This window comes from Acinetobacter sp. neg1 (assembly GCF_000788125.1).
GTDB classification, from domain to species: Bacteria; Pseudomonadota; Gammaproteobacteria; order Pseudomonadales; family Moraxellaceae; genus Acinetobacter; species Acinetobacter vivianii.
Genome location: NZ_JSZD01000016.1, coordinates 167,162 through 186,027, shown reverse-complemented (window position 1 = coordinate 186,027; position 18,866 = coordinate 167,162). Strand labels below are relative to the sequence as shown.

The window sequence follows — 18,866 nt, the reverse complement described above, 5'->3', positions numbered from 1 at the left end:
ATTTAAAGATAAATGGTAAAGGTAATGAACATGAATGCATTTGATGTGAGAAAAGTCATACGTCCAATTGTATTGCTACTGGCTGTGCTGGTTGCAGTGTATACGATTGTGCATTTATGGAATTACTACAATGCTGCACCGTGGACGCGTGATGGCCGTATTCGTGGTGATGTGATTCAGGTCGCTTCAGATGTGAATGGCTTGGTCACTGAAGTGCTGGTGCAAGACAACCAGACCGTAAAAAAAGGGCAGGTGCTGTTTAAAATCGATGTCGCACGTCAGGCACTGGATGTGGAACAGGCCAAGTCAGATTTAGCCAAAGCTAAAGCTGGTCTGGCACAAGCGCATGCCACGCTGGCAGGTGCCAAAGCCAGTTTGGTAAAAACTGAAGCAAACAAAAAATTAGCTGATAAAAATGCGGCTCGCTATGCCAGCTTAATGGATGGTGCGATTTCCAAGCAGGAGCAGGATCAGGTCTTTGCTGTGCGTGATCAAGCTGTCGCAGAGAAAGAGCAATTGACTGCCAATATTGAACAAGCCAATGCTGCTATTCAGCAACAACAGGCCTTGATTGAGGTTGCAAACAGCGCACTGCATTTGGCGCAATTAAATCTGCATCGTTCAGAAGTGGTTGCACCTGCGGATGGAACATTATCGAACTTTGATTTACGTGTGGGTAACTACGTTAAAGTCGGGCAAGCCGTAGCTGCACTTTTAGACCGTCAACAGCTTTATGTGGTGGGTTATTTTGAAGAAACTAAACTCAATCGTATTCATCTGGGTGATGCTGCAACCGTACAGTTGATGGGGGATCGTCAACAGATTCGTGGTCATGTGCAGGGGATTGCATCAGGGATTGAAGACCGTGAGCGTTCTGGCAGTTCAAACTTATTGGCGAATGTGAACCCAACCTTTAGCTGGGTGCGTCTGGCACAGCGTGTACCAGTAAAAATCGTACTGGATGAGCAACCGCATAATCCATTAGCTTTTGTTTCTGGACGTACTGCGACAGTCAGAATTATTGAAAAATAGTCAATGAGGTTCCTACGGAGTCTAATTCATTCAAGAATGAGACAACAAAAAGCGGCATGGAGCGCCGCTAAATGATAAAAAGTTATAGATTTCTTTAAGGTGTAATCCCAGCAGGATCGCGATACCAGCTTTGAATTAATAATGCAGCAGCAAAACTATCAGCCGATAAACGCTTGGCTTGACCTTTGCTCTGATAGGATTCAAGTTCTTCTCTTGCTTCGCGTGTGGTCAGACGCTCATCCACCATCCACGTTTCAATATTGGTTTGATGACGTAAACGACGGGCAAATTTCCGTGCACGAGCTGACAATTCAGATTCACTATCATCCATATTCAGCGGTAAACCCACTAAAAATAAGGTCGGTTGCCATTCTTTGACGATCTTTAATAATTTATCCCAGTCTGGAATACCGTCTTTCATGGCAAATAATGGCAGGGGATTGCTACTTTCAATACTGGATTGACCGATTGCCATCCCCATTTTCTGTGTACCAAAATCAAAAGCCATAATGGATTGAGCTGTTTGCATATCAGGCATGACCAATCTCGGAAGCAAACCAGGTGCGATCTACACCAATTTTCTTATAGGCCGCGTCCCAACGATCGCCATAAGGCAGATTGAAAATCAAATCCATATCCGACTCACAGATCAGCCAGTCGCCGCGGGTAATTTCATCTTCAAGCTGGTTTTTGCTCCAGCTGGCATAGCCCAAGGCGATTTGATAGCGACCCACACCTTCGTTATGCGCAATTGCATCCAGAATATCTTTACTGGTGGTGATACAGACATTTTCGCCCACAGCAATAGATGAATGCCATGTTGGTTGGCCTGTATGTAATACAAAACCTGCTTCTGGACGTAATGGCCCGCCTTGCAATACGGCATGCGGATGCACATTATCGGCATCAATTTCTAAATCATTGAGTAATTCTTTGATCTGTAATTCAGAAGGACGATTGATGATAATGCCCTGAGCGCCGTCTTCATCATGGCGAGCGACATAAATGACTGTATTGGCAAAGAAGTCATCGGCCATGTCTGGTGGGGCGATTAGACAACGGTGAGTTAGATATTGTTTCGTCACCTAGGCGGTTCTCCCTCAATGTATTGTGCTGATCTATCTATATAGGTTCTTTTTATCAACATACAAGAGTTGATCGGATTTCGCCAATTATTTTCTAATATTTTGTGCCGTTACTTAGACAGACTGAAATTTAAGCTGACGTAACTGTCTTGCATGCTGCAAAGTGGTCTCACTAATTTCGACCCCGCCCGACATACGTGCCAGTTCTAAAATACGTTGCTCTTCATCCAGTTCGATAATGGTACTGCTTGCTGGATCTGTTTGTTGTTTCTTCACCAGTAGATGTTGGTCAGATTGCGCTGCAACCTGAGCCTGATGGGTGATACATAACAATTGAACATGTTGTGCAAGATCAGCCAGTAAGCGACCAACAACTTCGGCGGTACCGCCACTAATCCCCACATCGATCTCATCAAAGACTAGTACTTCAGCATCTGTTTTTTCCGCATTCATGACTTGCATGACGAGGGCAATACGTGAAAGCTCACCCCCTGATGCGACACGTGCCAGCGGCTGAGGTGGAATCCCTTTATTGGCGGTAAATAACAACTGAATGAAACTTAAACCTTCTGCATTGGCTGGTTCTAAGGGTTCAAACTTAAATTCAAAATGCGCCTCAGGTAATGCTAATGGTTTGACCTGTTCAGTGAGTTGCTTCGCTAACGGAATTGCTGCTGCACGACGAATCTCATCTAAATGTTGTGCTTTCTGCATAAACGCCTGATACGAAACTTCGACTTGCTCTGCCAAAGTTTCTGGATCTTCCAGTTGATGCAACTGTTCTAATTCTTGCTGCCAGCTTTCATATTCTTGTTTGAGTAATTCGGGTTGAGTGCGATGCTTGCGGGCCAAGCGATGGAATACTTCCAAGGTTGCATTCAGTTGTTCCATACGCTCTGGATCAAAGCTTTGACGGTCAATAAATTGACGTAAGCTCGCCGTAGCATCATCGATTTCACTTTGCGCATTTAACAACGCATTGTAGATACTAGCAAGCTGCTCACTACGACCTGCATGAGATTCTAAACGACGAATGATCGACGCGACTTCCTGCGTAATATTCTGCTCAGCTTCATCTAAGACATTCAGGCTATAGCTACAGTCCTGCATGATATGTTCATGATGACTAAGACGATCAAATTCTTGCTCAATTTCCCGATAATCGGTTTGAACCACGTCTTCAAGTTCTTCAATTTGAGATTCTAGGTTTTGTATTTTTTGAATGCGTGTTGCTTGCGCATCTAAAGCGGCTTGATGCTGGCGAATATTCTTTTGCCACGTGCTATATGCTTCGCGAACGGCATTCGAGGGTTCAGCAAAATTGTGATAACGGTCTAGCCAGCGTTTTGGATAAGGCGGCTCTAATAACTGTTGTTGACTGTGCTGGCTATAGAGTTGTACCAGTAAACGGCCGATTTCCTTGAGTTCAGCTAAACTACTCGGACGGCCATTGATCCAGGCCTTACTACGGCCTGTGGCAAAAATCACCCGTCTTAAATGGATCTCACCAGAATCATCATCCAGTTCATGCTCGGCGAGCCATTGCGCTTCGGCACTGTCAGCTTGATAACTAAATACGGCTGTGACATCGGCTTTGTCAGCGCCATAGCGGACATAATTGGTATCAGTGCGTTCACCCAGACATGCAGAGAGCGCATCTAACAATAATGATTTGCCCGCGCCAGTTTCACCAGTCAGCACATTGAAGCCTTGTTCAATATCTAAAGCCAAATGGTCAGCGAGTGCAAAATTAATTAAAGTTAAATGGGTGAGCATAAACGCATCCAATGCACAGAATCTTTTGCTTAAAGATAGAGAAGTTTTAAAGTTGCTACAAGAGTTGAATGTAGGATTTTCCTTATTTACTGTATGGATAGAAGATTATTTTGTTATGTGTTTGACCTCTTGGCTTTTTCTTCAACATTTATATGGATGAGATAAGGTTTTGCGTTTGGGTAAATATATTAATGTTTCTTGCTACTCGCAGCTTGGCTACTCGTCTTCTTGCGGAATTTGAGTTGTTCCTCAGGATAAAGCTTCGCTTTGTTTTTCCTCTTTACTCACAGTCTAGCTGTTCGTCTTGCGCTCGGGCAAAGCTTCGCTTTTTGCTTCATCGCCACTCGTAGCATATGAGCCATATATGGCGCAAGGTCTTGCGCTCAGGCAAAGCTTTGCTTTACGCTTCCTCGCCACTCGCAGCATAGCTGCTCGTCTTGCGCTCAGGCAAAGTTTCACTTTGCTTATCTTCGCTCAGGTATGAAAATTGCTATGTTTAGCCCAGAAAATGGATTGATTAGTTGTCACGGCACAATTAAACTACGTCCAGCATAACCTAATATAAATGCGGCATTATTTGGAGAGTACGCATGAGTTCAGTGCAGTTTGATCATGTAACGGTCATCAAGAAATCGAATGTGTATTTTGGTGGGGCATGTATCAGCCATACAGTACAATTTGAAGATGGTACAAAAAAGACTTTAGGTGTAATTTTACCCACTGAACAGCCTTTAACTTTTGAAACACATGTACCAGAGCGTATGGAAATTATTTCTGGTGAATGTCGTGTAAAAATCGCAGATAGTACAGAAAGTGAATTATTCCGTGCAGGTCAGTCATTCTATGTCCCTGGCAATAGTACCTTTCTGATTGAAGCAGACGATGTACTTGATTATGTCTGTCATTTAGAAGGCTAACCTATTCCTTTCTAAATCGAGTACACTAGAGTCAATAAAAATCCTGTAAAGACATTTTGCAGGATTTTTTTATTAAGTACTCTTGCGGAGCTATAATCGCTCCTCACCTGTAAAGTCACTTTGCAGGATTTTTATTTTTCAAAATTCCTAATTCTCTTTTTTGTAAAAGAGGAAGTGCTAAACGAGGTTGTTCATGGCAAAACCTGAATATTATTATGGCGTTCATTCGGTGGAGTCATTGTTGGAGTTAGAGCCTGAACGCGTTTTGACTTTATTTACATTAAAAGGTCGAGATGACCAGCGTTTGCAAAAAATCTTGCAGCTTGCTGAACCTTTTGGCATCAGTATTCAAAAAGCCAGTCGTGACAGTCTGGAGAAACTGGCTGGTTTACCTTTCCATCAAGGGGTGGTTGCCGCAGTTCGCCCACATCCGACCTTGAATGAAAAAGATCTGGATGAACTCATGCAGCAGTCTCCAGATGCGTTGTTATTGGCGCTTGATCAGGTGACTGACCCACACAATCTTGGCGCGTGTATTCGTACTGCGGCAGCGATGGGGGTGCAGGCAGTGATTGTGCCACGTGATCGTTCAGCAAGCTTGACGCCGACAGCGCGTAAAGTTGCAGCGGGTGGTGCCGAGAAAGTTAAGTTTATTCAAGTGACCAATCTGGCAAGAACCTTGGCACATCTGAAAGACAGCACACACACCCGTGTGATTGGTACCATGCTGGATGAAAAAGCATTGCCGATTCATCAATGTGATTTTAAAGGTCCTGTCGTGATTGTCATGGGTGCTGAAGATACGGGTTTAAGACCAATTACCCAGTCACAATGTGATCATACCGTGTATATCCCGATGTCGGGTGATCTGCAAAGTTTAAATGTCAGTGTGGCAACAGGTATGGCATTGTATGAAGCCTGCCGTCAACGTGGTGTATAATTTAAGCTCATATTGTTCTATGTAAGCCCAAATGACTGCTCGTACGCAAGGCTATTTCTTTGTCCTGATCACGATGTGTATCTGGGGCGGATTTACGATTTTTTCCCGCCTCAATGCACATTGGCATGTCAGTGTCTGGGATCTGGTGGCCATGCGTTTCGCCATTGCTTCCCTGATTTTATTGCCAGTTTTGATCTATAAAAAAGATCTCGCCTTTTTATGGAATCCACGCCCCGTTATTTTGGCGCTGATTGGTGGACTGGTGTATTGCCTTACCGTCTATACCGCCTTTTTACATGCACCAGCCGCACATGCTGCCATTTTCCTCAATGGCTGTATTCCGCTATGTACCGCCGTCGCTGCCTATATCTTATTTAGACAACCTTTTGATAAACATACTTGGGTGAGCTTAATCATCATGATGAGTGCCTTGGTACTCATGAGCTATTTGATGCTGCATGATCAAGCCTCAGGATTGGGCGTCGGAGATCTGCTTCTGTTTGTCAGTGCAATCTGGTGGGGAATTTTTACTGTTTTGCTGAAACAGTGGAAGCTCTCTGCATGGCACGCAACTGCGGGTGTGGTGATCTGGTCTGCAATCATCTATCTCCCTATTTATCTTCTATTTATTCCCAAGCATTTTCATGAGGCAACGCCTGCACATTTATTGATTCAAGGGCTTTTTCATGGTGTTCTGGTTGTTATTGTGGCAACGCTGACTTATGTGGCTGCTATTGAGCGATTAGGTGCATTTAAAACAGGCAGTATTGTAACCTTGGCACCTTTCATTGCTGCGATTATTGCAGTTCCTTTATTGAATGAACCATTGAATGCCGCGATTGTTTGTGGCCTGATCGGGATGGGGATTGGCGCATTGCAGCCATGGCGCTGGTTCCGTAAAGACAGCTTGGCTGCGCAGTTGGCTCAGCAAAAACAGCGTTAGAAGGCGTGTTCTGCGCGTTGTAAATAACTCAAGTGCAATGGCTTAAGTTGCTGATGCAGATGCTCTAATAAGCCATCATTGATGACAATATCATTGGCAAGCTGTTGCTTTTGAACGCGGGGCATTTGTGCTGCAATGATTTTACGAATTTGTTCTTCGCTTTGCCCATCACGCTGACTGGCCCGTTGTAACTGGGTTTGCTCATCCGCATCCACCAACAAGGTATGATGCGTGAGTTCATGCTGGTTGGTTTCAAAAAGTAAAGGTGAAACTAAAATCACATAAGGACTTTCGGCCTGTTGTAACTGCTGAATAATAGACTGGCGAATGGCTGGGTGGGTAATTTTTTCCAGCGTTTGACGAGCTTCTGGAAACTGGAAAATATGCTCACGCAGCGCTCTTCGATTTAAATTGCCGTCTTCTAATAAAACCCAGTCGCCAAAGGCTTGTTGTATCGCTTGCAATGTAGGTTGGCCTGGCTCAACCACTTCTCTTGCCACGATATCCGCATCGACTACCGTAATACCTTGGGATTCAAACCATTGTGTAGCAGCCGATTTTCCACTACCAATACCGCCTGTAATACCCAAGATAAAACTCATATTAACCACCTAAATAAACTTTCATGATCTGATCGCCCCATAAAAAGGCGATCCAGCCTGCAATTGCAATATAAGGTCCAAATGCAAATGGCTGATTTTCACCTCGCATTTTCATCAAAATAATACCAATAATCGCACCCACCATTGAAGAGAGTAGCACAATTAAAGGCAGCAGCATTGGCCCCATCCATGCACCTAGGGCGGCTAACAGTTTAAAGTCGCCATAGCCCATGCCTTCTTTACCCGTGATTAATTTGAAAATGTAATACACGATCCAGAGGCATAAAAAACCGATGATATAGCCCCAGATTGCCAGACTGGCAGAGGTATAAATGGCATAACTATTAATTCCTAAACCTAAGGCAGCTAGGGGAAGGGTAAAGCGGTCTGGCAGCAATTGGGTATCAAAATCAATAAAGGTCAGTGTGATCAATACCCAAGTGAGCACTAAACCAAATAGCATCTTTAGAGTAGGGCCGAAAACAGCAACCACCACCAGCGAGCACAGCATGGTCAGCAGTTCAATGAACGGATAACGAATACTGATTGGATTCTGGCAGCTTCCACATTTACCCCGCAGCGCTAACCAGCTAATAACAGGAATATTCTGGTACCAGCGAATCGCAGAGTCGCATTTGGGGCAGGTCGAAGCAGGTTGACTCAAGGTCAGTTTGCTTTGGTCAATTATCGGTTGTTCTGGATTAAGTAGCATCTGGCATTCCTGATGCCATTCTTGCTCCATCATTTTTGGGGTGCGGAAGATGACAACATTTAAAAAGCTGCCAATGCATAAACTAAAAAGCCCAACCGCAAGATAAAGTGCAGTTGGGTTTTCAATAAAATAATAAATAATTTGTTGCATGCGTATTAGACCACAGAACCCATTTGGAAGATTGGTAGATACATGGCAACAACGAGGCCACCGACTAAAATACCAAGTATAGCCATGATTAACGGTTCCATCATAGACGTTAAACCATCTACGGCATTGTCGACTTCGTTTTCATAATGAGTGGCAACCTTATCCAGCATACTGTCTAAAGCACCAGACTCTTCACCAATTGCGACCATTTGAATCGCCATCGAAGGGAAGCGGTTTGAAACACGCATGGCGAATTGTAGTTGCTGACCTGTCGCGACATCTTCACGAATTTTCATGACTGCTTCTTCATAAATGACGTTATTGGTCGCCCCCGCAGTTGATTCTAGGGCATCAATCAGCGGTACGCCTGCGGCAAATGTCGTGGCCAATGTGCGGCTATAGCGCGCAATAATCGCTTTATACACCAGATCCCCAAAAATAGGCGCTTTCAATGCCATTTTGTCCAGAAGATCGCGGAACTTTTTACTGCGTTTTTTTGCTTCCAAAAAGGCTGCAATGATTGCACCAATCACAATAATCAGGATAAACCAGTACTCTTGCATCCATTTGGACATATTCACGACCATTTTTGTGAACGCAGGCAGATCTGCACCAAAAGAGCTAAACAAGTCCTGAAATACAGGTACAACTTTAACCATCAGAATAATGGTCACAATCACAGCCACCACAATAACGGTGGCTGGATATTTCATGGCCTTTTTAATTTTCTGTTTGAGCAGCTCACTTTTTTCTTTATAGATCGCAACGCGGTCTAACATGGTTTCGAGCGCACCTGATTGTTCACCGGATTCCACCAGCGAGCAGAACAGGTTATCAAAATATTGCGGGTATTTTTTTAAGGCGCCAGCAAAAGTATTACCGCCTTCAACTTCACCCTTGATCCCCAATACCACTTCACGCATAGAAGGGTTTTCCAGACCTTCTGCAACGATTTCAAAGCCTTGTACCAGTGGTACGCCTGCTTTCATCATGGTTGCCAATTGACGGGTGAAAATGGTGATATCCAGCGTCGTGACTTTTTTCTTCATCAGACCTTCAAGGATATTCTTGCGTTTTTCCCGAATATTCTTAATAGTGACGCCTTGCTTACGCAAGGTGACTTTCGCCAAAGCCATATTACGTGCTGGTAATTCCCCTTTAATTTTTGCTCCTTTCCGGTCGACCCCTTCATAAGCAAAAGTTGGCATCATTTGCGCTTTTTTAGCTGCCATGATTATTAATCCTTTTTATTGATTTTATTCACTTGTCACGCGGTTAATTTCCTGCAAAGAGGTAATTCCTTGCATCACCTTTCTTAAACCTGAACGACGTAAATTACTAAAACCTGCTTGTTCTGATGCGGCTGCAATTTGTAAGGCATTGCCGTCTTCCATAATAATTCTAGAAATTTCTGGCGTGACTTTCATGACTTCATAAACACCAACGCGGCCTTTGTAGCCTTCACGACATTCAGAACAACCCACAGGCTGAAAAATTTTGAAATCAGGATCAGCCATATCCTGTTCAGTAAAGCCAAGCTCTAAAAGGCTTTGTTTCGGTATGTCGATCGGTGTCTTACACTGAGAGCATAAGCGACGTGCCAAGCGTTGTGCAATCACCAGATTCACCGAAGTGGCAATATTGAAGGACGGTACGCCCATATTACGTAAACGGGTCAAGGTTTCAGGTGCGCTGTTGGTATGCAGTGTCGACATTACCATATGGCCTGTTTGGGCAGCTTTAATGGCAATTTCTGCTGTTTCCAGATCTCGAATCTCACCCACCATGATGATGTCTGGATCCTGACGTAAGAAGGCTTTCAATGCAGCAGAGAAGGTGAGACCCGTTTTAGGATTAACGTTGACCTGATTGATCCCTTCCAGATTGATCTCGACAGGATCTTCGGCCGTAGAAATATTGGTATCTTCAGTATTTAGGATATTGAGGCCTGTATATAACGAGACCGTTTTACCAGAACCCGTTGGGCCAGTGATCAGAAGCATGCCTTGAGGCTTATCCAGCGCTTCCATGAATAAAGCTTTTTGCTCATCTTCGTAACCGAGTGCTTCGATTCCGAGCATGGCGCTGGATGGATCAAGAATACGCAGCACCAGTTTCTCACCAAACAGCGTCGGCAGTGAGTTCACACGGAAGTCGATGGCTTTGGTTTTTGAGAGCTTTAATTTAATACGACCATCTTGAGGCATCCGTTTTTCTGAAATGTCCATTTGCGACATAACTTTTAAACGAGACGCTAAACGCGTTGCCATTTGTAAAGGCGGATTGGCAATTTGACGGAGTACACCATCAACGCGATAGCGAACCCGATACATTTTTTCATAAGGTTCAAAATGTAAATCGGATGCACCCATGCGAATCGCATCAATCAGTAATTTGTTGATATATTTAACAATCGGTGACTCATCGCCTTGTGGGGCATCGTCTTCTTCTTTTGCTGGATCCTGACTTACATCAATATCCAGATCAAAATCTTCGCTATCGCCAAAGTCAAAACTCCCAGAATCCCCAAATTGTTGTTCAATCAGTTTTTCTAATTTAGTGTGTTCAACAATGATCGGTTCGATATTGAGCTTGGTATTAAAGCGAATTGCATCCAGAGCTTCGATATTGGTCGGGTTACTGGTGGCAACGTATAGAATCTGGCCTCGTTGCAGCAGGGGAGCGACTCTATGTTTCTGAATCAGTTTGTTGTCAGCCAGATCACGCGGCAGCAAGGCAGTATCGTAGACTGCCAGATCAAACAGAGGTTCGCCGAACTCGGCTGCAATGGTTTCAGCAATGGTAAGTGGCGATAAACGATGATGTTCAATTAAGTGTGCGACGATGTCTTGTTGTGCTCTTTTAGCAGCATCAATCGCTGATTGCATGGTTGCCGCAGACAGATGACTGTCTTCAACTAACCGTCGAATAAACCCCGAAAACTTTGGAGACGTATGTAATCCTGACATCTGTCCGCCTTATGACAATAAATGTTTATAATATGTATCCTAAAAATTATACTTTTGTTAGGCAAAAATGCCACTAGAGAAAGTGTCGTTTTTGCCTTGATTCATCGCTAAACTTTGAACTGATCGAGTTTTTTTACAAATTAATTTTATGTAATACGTTAATTTCTAAATTGATCCTATACTTTTTCCAGCCAGAAGCTTCTTGTTTTCAAATAAATACGAGAGCGATGTGCGTTGTAAAACAAAGCATATTTTAGATTCAGATAAATTTTAAATTGATTTATATCTAAACAATAGAAAAAAACTGAATTTTATAAAAATCCGTGTAAAATATGCAGCATTTTTGAAAATTAACAGTAGGCGGGCGAAGTATGTCGAACTCGACCATTACCCCTTGGGTTGTTGGCAATTGGAAAATGAATCCAATGCATGCGAATGCTTTCCAACTAATAGAAGAATTTAAGCAGTTATTACAGCAGGACAATATTTCTCCTGAGCAATGTCATATTGGTGTAGCGCCAACGACGATTGCGCTGACTGGTGTCCATGCCCAGTTAAAAGATGCCGCCAGAGCCGTTTATACCGTGGCTCAGGATCTTTCTCGTGTGGCAGGTACAGGTGCTTACACAGGTGAAGTGAGTGCGGAACTGTTAAAAGACAGTCAGATTGAATATGTATTGATTGGACATTCAGAACGCCGTGAATTATTCGGTGACAATGTCGAAATATTAAAAGCAAAGCTGCAAAATGCCTTAAGCGCAGGTTTAACCGTGATTTATTGCGTCGGTGAAAGTCTGGAGCAACGTGAGCAGGGTGCAGCAGAGCAAGTCGTATTACAACAAATTTGTGATATTGCAGCGGTGGTAAAAGCTGAACAATGGCAAAATATTGTGGTAGCGTATGAACCGATTTGGGCAATCGGGACGGGTAAAACCGCGTCACCCGCAGATGCTCAGGCGATGCATGCAAAAATTCGTGAAGGCTTAAAGCAGATTACTGCATTTGGCGCAAATACTGCGATCTTGTATGGTGGTAGTGTAAAAGCTGAAAATGCGGTTGAATTGGCGGCATGCCCAGATATTAATGGTGCTTTGGTGGGTGGTGCATCTTTAAATGCGCAATCTTTTTACCAAATCGCAAAAGCATTTGCGCAAAGCAAATAACGAGGAATAGAGATGTATAGTTTTATACTCGTTGTACACATCATTCTAGCAATTTTGATTATTGCTTTGGTTCTGGTACAACAAGGTAAAGGTGCAGAAGCAGGCGCATCATTTGGTGGTGGCGGTGCTGCAACCGTATTTGGTGCTTCAGGCGCAGGCAACTTTTTAACTCGTATGACTGCGATTTTTACAGCGCTGTTTTTTGTCACCAGTTTGACACTCGCTGTGTTTGCAAAGAAACAAACCACAGATGCATATAGTTTGAAAACTGTTCAAACGACGACATCTGCGCCGGCAACATCGCCTGAAACTTCATCAAATGCACCTAAAACGGCTGAATAAGTCGATTTAGGACTTTCCTTTTTGTATTTAAAGGAATAGAATGCGTCCCACAAACTGCGGTGGTGGTGGAATTGGTAGACACGCTACCTTGAGGTGGTAGTGCTTTCGGGCGTGGGGGTTCAAGTCCCCCCTTCCGCACCAAACTTAATAACCAGTTAAGTACGGTGTATGCAGTGTTTGTGTTGTTGCGGGATGGAGCAGTCTGGTAGCTCGTCGGGCTCATAACCCGAAGGTCGTTGGTTCAAATCCAGCTCCCGCTACCATTTGATTAAGGTGCAACTTAATCAGACGGATATGAAGAAAACTTAAATTGACTTTTTTTCATATTTGTATATAATTTTTGCACGTTGATGCGGGATGGAGCAGTCTGGTAGCTCGTCGGGCTCATAACCCGAAGGTCGTTGGTTCAAATCCAGCTCCCGCTACCAAGTTTCTAAAAAGAGGCTCACAATAAGGTGGGCCTTTTTGCACAGTGGGCTAAGCTTTTCTGTGTAACATAGGGGCGATTTACGCCCTTTTTTATTGGTTGTTTAGCTATCGTGTAGTTGTTCGACATCAATTGGTCAAATAGTCGTGCTTCACTATACGGTTAAGATTGATTGGCTCGTATAAGAGCGACGAGAGTACATGAAATTATCAAATAAATCACAAGCATTGCATGATCTTATTGCGCCAGCTGTAGCTGCGTGTGGTGTAGATCTGTGGGGGATTGAATTCCTGCCACAAGGTAAGCGTTCTTTACTACGTATTTATATCGATAAAGTCGTAGATGAAAATGCTGAACCTGTCCTCAATGAAGATGGTGAAGTTGAACTCGGGCGTGGTATTGGCGTTCAGGATTGTGTTCTGGTAACACAACAAGTGGGTGCAATGCTTGATGTCCATGATCCAATTTCGGGTGAATATGCTTTAGAAGTATCATCACCAGGTTGGGATCGTCCATTTTTCCAACTTAATCAATTACCTGCCTATATCGGGCAACAAGTGGCTTTACGATTAATTGCTGCTGTCGAGAACCGTCGCAAATTTCAGGCGAAATTACTTTCTGTAGACTTGGAAAATGAAATCATTCAGGTCGAAGTTGAAGGTAATCATGTGCTTGAAATTGATAGTAATAATATTGATAAAGCAAATTTAATCTATCAAGACTAATATTAACTTAATTTTATAAGAAATCGGTAGGTGACTTATGGGCCGCGAAATTCTTACCGTTGCAGAAACGGTTAGTAATGAAAAAGGTGTTAGTCGTGAAGCGATCTTCCAAGCGTTAGAGCAAGCACTTGTTGCGGCAACGAAGAAAAAGTTTTACGAAGGCACACATTCTGAAGAAGCTCAACTCCGTGTTGAGATTGATCGTAAAACTGGTGATTACCGTACCTTCCGTCAATGGACAGTTGTTGCGGATGAAGATCATGAAATGCCAGCATGCCAAGACGCAATTTCTGATGTAGATCCTGCGAAATGGTCAATCGGTGATGTACGTGAGCTTGAAGTTGAATCAATTGAGTTTGGTCGTATTGCTGCGCAAATCGCTAAGCAAGTGATCGTACAGAAGATTCGTGAAGCAGAGCGTGCACTGGTTGCAGATGCGTATGAATCTAAAGTCGGTGAGTTGATTTACGGTGAAGTGAAAAAGCAAACCAAAGATGGCTTTATCATTGATCTTGGTGACAACGCTGAAGCTTACTTGGCGCGTGAAGAAACCATTCACAAAGAAATTTTACGTCCTAAACAGCGTATCAATGCAATTTTGTACAATGTAAACCGTGAAGGTCGTGGCGCACAATTATTATTGTCTCGCGCACGTCCTGAAATGCTGATTGCATTGATGAAGAAAGAAATTCCAGAAATTTCTGAAGAAATCATCGAAATTAAAGCAGCAGCGCGTCAACCGGGTGTTCGTGCTAAAATTGCAGTGAAAACCAATGACCATCGTATTGACCCAGTAGGTGCATGTATTGGTATGCGTGGTACACGTATCCAAGCTGTACAGCAAGAGTTGAACGGTGAGCGTATTGATGTGGTGGTGTGGTCTGATGATCCAGCACAATATATCGCAAGTGCGTTAGAGCCAGCTGATGTATCAGGTATTGTCCTTGATGAAGATGCACGTAGTGCTGACATCATCTTTGCGACCAATGATCAGTTAGCGCGTGCAATTGGTTCGCAAGGGCAAAATGTTCGTTTAGCATCTGAATTGACGGGTTATAAACTCGACATGATGTTAGAAGAAGAGTATCGTGCTCGTCAGCAAAATGAAGCACAGCAATATTTAGACATGTTTATTACACGTCTTGATATTGAAGAAGACTTGGCAATGGCATTGGTTGAAATGGGCTTCACTTCATTAGAAGAGATTGCTTACGTTCCAGCTGAAACATTTGACGAAATCGAGCTTGAAGCTGATTTGGTTGAATTGCTACAGAGTCGTGCGAAAGAAGCTGCTTTGACGGATGCATTGAAACAGCAAGAAAATATTCAAGAGCCAAGTGCAGAACTTCTCGGTATGGAAGGTATGACAACTGAGATTGCGTATGCATTGGCGGCGCGTGGTGTGGTTACTGTTGATGATTTGGCAGACCAAGCAACTGACGATATTTCTGATATCGAAGGTTTAGGTCATGACAAAGCGGGTCAGTTAATCATGAAAGCACGTGAATCATGGTTTAACTAGGAGATAATAGATGACGGACAAGTCGATTCAAGAGTTAGCACTCAGTGTAGAACGTCCTGTAGAGAAACTCCTGGAACAGGTTCGCGAAGCAGGCTTACCACAGCGTAAAGCAGATGACATTATTACCACTGAACAGCAAGATACTTTGGTCAATCACTTGAAAAAAGTACATGGTCAGGAAAGTGGTAACACAGGAAAGATTGCGTTGAAACGTAAAACAACGAGTACTGCTAAAGTTACAAGTACTTCAGGTAAAGCAAAAAGCATTAATGTTGAAGTTCGCAAGAAACAAGTTTTTGCTAAGCCAAATCCAGAGTTACTTGCAGCTGAAGCAAAAGCGCGTGTAGAAGCAGATGCTAAAGTACGTGCTGAACAAAAAGTACGTGATGAAGCAGATCAAAAAGCTCGTCATAGCGCTGAACAAAAAGCAAATGCAACATTAGAAGCAATGCGTGCAGCACACACTTCTGATAGTTCAGGTCAAACCACTGCGAAAGCAGCTGTTGTGGTGAAAAAGCGTAATAGCGACAAGGTCATTAAAGCACCGGTTGTTCGCCCTACAGAAACGCCAGAACAGAAAAAAGCACGTGAAGAGCAAACTGCTCAGTTGAAAGCGACTGAAGAAGCAGTACGTCGTAAAGCAGCTGAAGAAGCGCAGCAACGTACGCTTGAGCAAATGCGTCAGATGGCATCAAAATATTCAAATGATGATGCAACTGCAACCATTCGTGTGATTGATGATTCACCTTTAGCTGCTGGTCTTGTTGGTCAGGCATATGAAGATTCTTTCAATAAGGAAGACCGTGAAATCAAACGCGGTGGCGCGACTGCAAATCCACGTGGTGGTAAGAAGGGCGGTCGTGGTGGCGATGCTCAGTCTGAACAAAGCTTTAGCAAGAGCCATCACAAGCGCGGCTTGAAAACAAGCCAAGCCAACAAGCATGGTTTTGAAAAGCCTGTGAAGAAACAGGTTTATGATGTAGAGATCGGTGAGAAAATCATTGTTGCCGATCTTGCACAGAAAATGGCTGTTAAAGTTCGTGAAGTAATCAAGACTCTCATGAAAATGGGTGAGCTTGTTACTCAGAACCAAGCGATTGATCAAGATACCGCTGTACTTGTCGTTGAAGAATTGGGTCACAACCCAGTATTAGTTTCTGATACACAAGCAGAAGATAACTTATTGGTTGCAGCTGAAGAAGCACGTGGTGAGCAAACAACTCGTCCACCAGTCGTTACAATCATGGGTCACGTTGACCATGGTAAAACGTCATTGTTGGACCGTATCCGTCGCTCTAAAGTGGCAGCGGGCGAAGCGGGTGGTATTACTCAGCACATTGGTGCTTACCATGTTGAAACTGAGAAAGGCATTATTACTTTCTTAGATACACCGGGACACGCAGCGTTTACATCTATGCGTGCACGTGGTGCGAAAGCAACTGATATCGTGGTACTTGTTGTTGCTGCTGATGATGGTGTAATGCCACAAACAGCTGAAGCAATTGACCATGCGCGTGCTGCTGGTACGCCAATCATTGTTGCAATCAACAAAATGGATAAAGAATCAGCTGATCCAGATCGCGTATTAAACGAATTGACCACCAAAGGTATCGTACCTGAAGAGTGGGGCGGTGATGTTCCAATCGCTAAAGTATCTGCACACTCTGGTGAAGGTATCGATGGTTTACTTGACTTGATCCTGATTCAATCTGAATTGATGGAGCTTAAAGCTTCTGCTGAAGGTGCGGCACAAGGTGTTGTAATTGAAGCACGTGTTGATAAAGGCCGTGGTGCAGTAACGTCGATTCTTGTACAAAACGGTACATTGAACATTGGTGACCTTGTATTGGCAGGTTCATCGTATGGTCGTGTACGTGCAATGTCAGATGAAAATGGTCAACGTATCACTTCTGCCGGTCCATCAATTCCTGTAGAAATCTTAGGTTTACCAGAAGCGCCAATGGCGGGTGACGAAGTTCTTGTGGTTAATGACGAGAAGAAAGCACGTGAAGTTGCTGATGCTCGTGCAGACCGTGAACGTCAAAAACGTCTTGAGCGCGCAAGCTCGATGCGTCTTGAAAACATCATGGCATCAATGGGCAAAAAAGATGTTCCAACAGTTAACGTGGTACTCAAAACTGACGTACGCGGTACTTTGGAAGCATTGCATGTTGCACTTGATGAGCTTGCAACTGATGAAGTTAAAGTCCGTGTAATCGGTTCTGGCGTAGGTGCAATCACCGAGTCAGACGTAACGTTGGCTGAATCTTCAGAAGCAGTATTGTTAGGCTTCAACGTACGTGCCGACAATACAGCACGTCAAAAAGCTGACCAAGATGGTATCGATATTCGCTACTACAGCATCATCTATCAATTGATTGACGATGTGAAAGCTGCAATGAGCGGTAAGCTTGCACCTGAACACCGTGAGACAATCTTGGGTGTTGCTGAAGTGCGTGAAGTATTCCACTCAAGTAAGTTTGGTGCAGCAGCAGGCTGTATGGTACTTGAAGGTGTATTACACCGTAACAAGCCAATTCGCGTATTACGTGATGACGTGGTTGTGTTCCAAGGCGAGCTTGAATCTCTTCGTCGCTATAAAGAAGTGGTTGAAGAAGTTCGTGCTGGTATGGAATGTGGTCTTGCAGTCAAAGGCTATAAAGACATCAAGGCACAAGACAAGATCGAAGTGTATGATGTTCAATTGATTAAACGGAGTCTTTAATGGCGGGTAGCCAACGCTTAAAGCGCATGGCGGATTCGGTACAACGTGAGTTGTCCGAGCTCATCCGTCAGGAGCTTAAAGATCCACGTCTGGGTGGTCTTGTGACCATCTCAGCCGTGAAAGTCAGTGCAGATATGGGATATGCTGAAGTATATGTCACTGTAATGGGTCGTGAACTTGGTGATGACCAAAGTGAAGCTGCAAATAAAGAAACCTTGGATGTCTTGAATAAAGCATCTGGTTTCCTGCGTCATGAGTTGAGTCGTCGTATCAAGACACGTATTACGCCAAGATTGCGTTTCCATTACGACAAGACCAATGCCTATGGTAACTATATGTTTGGTCTGATTGCTGAAGCGGTTAAAGATCTGCCTGAACAAGAGCAAGATGAACAAAAGTAAATAGATATAAAAAAGCCACCTTCGGGTGGCTTTTTTATGCGCTGAATAAAAGTGTTAATCTTTCTTCAAAGGATGACGACGGTAGCGTTGCCAAGGAAGTGGACGATTTAACGCTTCTGGTACATCACCACTGGTTGAGCGTAAACGTAAGTGGATGGCTGCTTGAGCCATCAAATTCGCTGATACTGGCGCAGTGATAAATGCAAATAAAGTAATCAGCAGCTCTGCAAAACCAAAACGGCCTTGTGTCGCTGAGAAGATCATTGCAGCGATCAGGAAGCTCCCGAGACCCAGCGTACTGGATTTGGTTGGTGCGTGTAGACGCATAAACAAGTCTGGCAGGCGGATCATGCCGATCGAACCGACCAGCATAAAGAATGCGCCAAACACTACAAAGAATGAAATGATAATCTCAAAAATCAATTGCATGCTGGA

Annotated in this window: 18 protein-coding genes and 3 tRNA genes; 13 read left to right on the top strand and 8 right to left on the bottom strand. The window is 43.8% G+C overall.

Features of this window, described 5'->3' with window-relative positions; translation table 11 throughout:
- Positions 1–30 precede the first annotated feature (30 nt).
- On the top strand, positions 31–1,032 hold the full coding sequence (locus PJ15_RS13015; protein WP_047431474.1) for an HlyD family secretion protein: 1,002 nt from the start codon (positions 31–33) through the stop codon (positions 1,030–1,032).
- A 94-nt stretch (positions 1,033–1,126) separates the two neighbouring features.
- Here PJ15_RS13015 and ruvX read toward each other — a convergent pair whose 3' ends face one another.
- From ruvX to recN, 3 genes are all read right to left on the bottom strand, one after another.
- Positions 1,127–1,570 (bottom strand): Holliday junction resolvase RuvX, encoded by a 444-nt coding sequence (gene ruvX / locus PJ15_RS13010; protein WP_047431471.1) that lies wholly within the window; start codon positions 1,568–1,570, stop codon positions 1,127–1,129.
- On the bottom strand, positions 1,563–2,117 hold the full coding sequence (locus PJ15_RS13005; RefSeq protein ID WP_047431469.1) for a YqgE/AlgH family protein: 555 nt from the start codon (positions 2,115–2,117) through the stop codon (positions 1,563–1,565). The genes ruvX and PJ15_RS13005 overlap by 8 nt, the downstream gene beginning before the upstream one ends.
- A gap of 114 nt (positions 2,118–2,231) precedes the next feature.
- A complete protein-coding gene (recN, locus tag PJ15_RS13000; protein WP_047431465.1) occupies positions 2,232–3,893 on the bottom strand; it encodes a DNA repair protein RecN in 1,662 nt (553 codons plus the stop codon).
- 590 nt (positions 3,894–4,483) lie between these two features.
- Here recN and PJ15_RS12995 point away from each other — a divergent pair.
- From PJ15_RS12995 to PJ15_RS12985, 3 genes are all read left to right on the top strand, one after another.
- Positions 4,484–4,810, top strand: coding sequence for a pyrimidine/purine nucleoside phosphorylase (locus PJ15_RS12995; RefSeq protein WP_004774082.1), 327 nt, complete (start codon positions 4,484–4,486; stop codon positions 4,808–4,810).
- A gap of 193 nt (positions 4,811–5,003) precedes the next feature.
- Positions 5,004–5,750, top strand: coding sequence for a 23S rRNA (guanosine(2251)-2'-O)-methyltransferase RlmB (gene rlmB, locus PJ15_RS12990; protein ID WP_004774084.1), 747 nt, complete (start codon positions 5,004–5,006; stop codon positions 5,748–5,750).
- 31 nt (positions 5,751–5,781) lie between these two features.
- Complete coding sequence (locus tag PJ15_RS12985) at positions 5,782–6,693, top strand: DMT family transporter (protein WP_047431461.1); 912 nt, start codon at positions 5,782–5,784, stop codon at positions 6,691–6,693.
- Here the strand turns inward: PJ15_RS12985 and coaE are convergent.
- The 4 genes from coaE to pilB are packed head-to-tail and all read right to left on the bottom strand — an operon-like array spanning position 6,690 to position 11,126.
- Positions 6,690–7,295, bottom strand: a complete 606-nt coding sequence (coaE, locus tag PJ15_RS12980; protein ID WP_047431458.1) for a dephospho-CoA kinase — start codon at positions 7,293–7,295, stop codon at positions 6,690–6,692. The genes PJ15_RS12985 and coaE overlap by 4 nt on opposite strands.
- 1 nt (position 7,296) lies before the next feature.
- Complete coding sequence (locus PJ15_RS18895) at positions 7,297–8,157, bottom strand: prepilin peptidase (RefSeq protein WP_047431455.1); 861 nt, start codon at positions 8,155–8,157, stop codon at positions 7,297–7,299.
- A 5-nt stretch (positions 8,158–8,162) separates the two neighbouring features.
- Positions 8,163–9,389: a type II secretion system F family protein gene (locus PJ15_RS12970; RefSeq protein WP_004774089.1), complete on the bottom strand. Its 1,227-nt coding sequence runs from the start codon at positions 9,387–9,389 to the stop codon at positions 8,163–8,165.
- A gap of 24 nt (positions 9,390–9,413) precedes the next feature.
- Positions 9,414–11,126 carry a type IV-A pilus assembly ATPase PilB gene (gene pilB, locus PJ15_RS12965; RefSeq protein ID WP_004774090.1) on the bottom strand — a complete coding sequence of 571 codons (1,713 nt, stop codon included), beginning with the start codon at positions 11,124–11,126 and terminating at the stop codon, positions 9,414–9,416.
- Positions 11,127–11,497: 371 nt separating this feature from the next.
- Here pilB and tpiA point away from each other — a divergent pair, with 371 nt between their 5' ends.
- From tpiA to PJ15_RS12920, 9 genes are all read left to right on the top strand, one after another.
- Positions 11,498–12,289 carry a triose-phosphate isomerase gene (gene tpiA / locus PJ15_RS12960; RefSeq protein ID WP_004774091.1) on the top strand — a complete coding sequence of 264 codons (792 nt, stop codon included), beginning with the start codon at positions 11,498–11,500 and terminating at the stop codon, positions 12,287–12,289.
- 12 nt (positions 12,290–12,301) lie between these two features.
- Entirely contained in the window at positions 12,302–12,631 is a 330-nt protein-coding gene (gene secG / locus PJ15_RS12955) for a preprotein translocase subunit SecG (protein ID WP_005255466.1), read from the top strand.
- A gap of 56 nt (positions 12,632–12,687) precedes the next feature.
- A tRNA-Leu gene (locus PJ15_RS12950) sits at positions 12,688–12,772 on the top strand.
- A 45-nt stretch (positions 12,773–12,817) separates the two neighbouring features.
- Positions 12,818–12,894: transfer RNA gene (locus PJ15_RS12945), tRNA-Met, on the top strand.
- An 88-nt stretch (positions 12,895–12,982) separates the two neighbouring features.
- Positions 12,983–13,059: transfer RNA gene (locus PJ15_RS12940), tRNA-Met, on the top strand.
- 199 nt (positions 13,060–13,258) lie between these two features.
- On the top strand, positions 13,259–13,783 hold the full coding sequence (rimP, locus tag PJ15_RS12935) for a ribosome maturation factor RimP (protein WP_004774094.1): 525 nt from the start codon (positions 13,259–13,261) through the stop codon (positions 13,781–13,783).
- A gap of 37 nt (positions 13,784–13,820) precedes the next feature.
- Positions 13,821–15,305 (top strand): transcription termination factor NusA, encoded by a 1,485-nt coding sequence (nusA, locus tag PJ15_RS12930; RefSeq protein ID WP_004774096.1) that lies wholly within the window; start codon positions 13,821–13,823, stop codon positions 15,303–15,305.
- Between the two features lie 10 nt (positions 15,306–15,315).
- Positions 15,316–18,030 (top strand): translation initiation factor IF-2, encoded by a 2,715-nt coding sequence (gene infB / locus PJ15_RS12925; protein ID WP_004774098.1) that lies wholly within the window; start codon positions 15,316–15,318, stop codon positions 18,028–18,030.
- The gene (locus PJ15_RS12920) at positions 18,030–18,431 is read left to right on the top strand and encodes a ribosome-binding factor A (RefSeq protein ID WP_004774100.1); all 402 of its coding nucleotides are present in this window, start codon (positions 18,030–18,032) and stop codon (positions 18,429–18,431) included. Before infB ends, PJ15_RS12920 begins: the two co-directional genes overlap by 1 nt.
- A gap of 54 nt (positions 18,432–18,485) precedes the next feature.
- On the opposite strand, the gene PJ15_RS12915 is transcribed toward PJ15_RS12920, so the two are convergent.
- Positions 18,486–18,860, bottom strand: a complete 375-nt coding sequence (locus PJ15_RS12915) for a Na+/H+ antiporter subunit G (protein WP_004774101.1) — start codon at positions 18,858–18,860, stop codon at positions 18,486–18,488.
- Positions 18,861–18,866 lie beyond the last annotated feature (6 nt).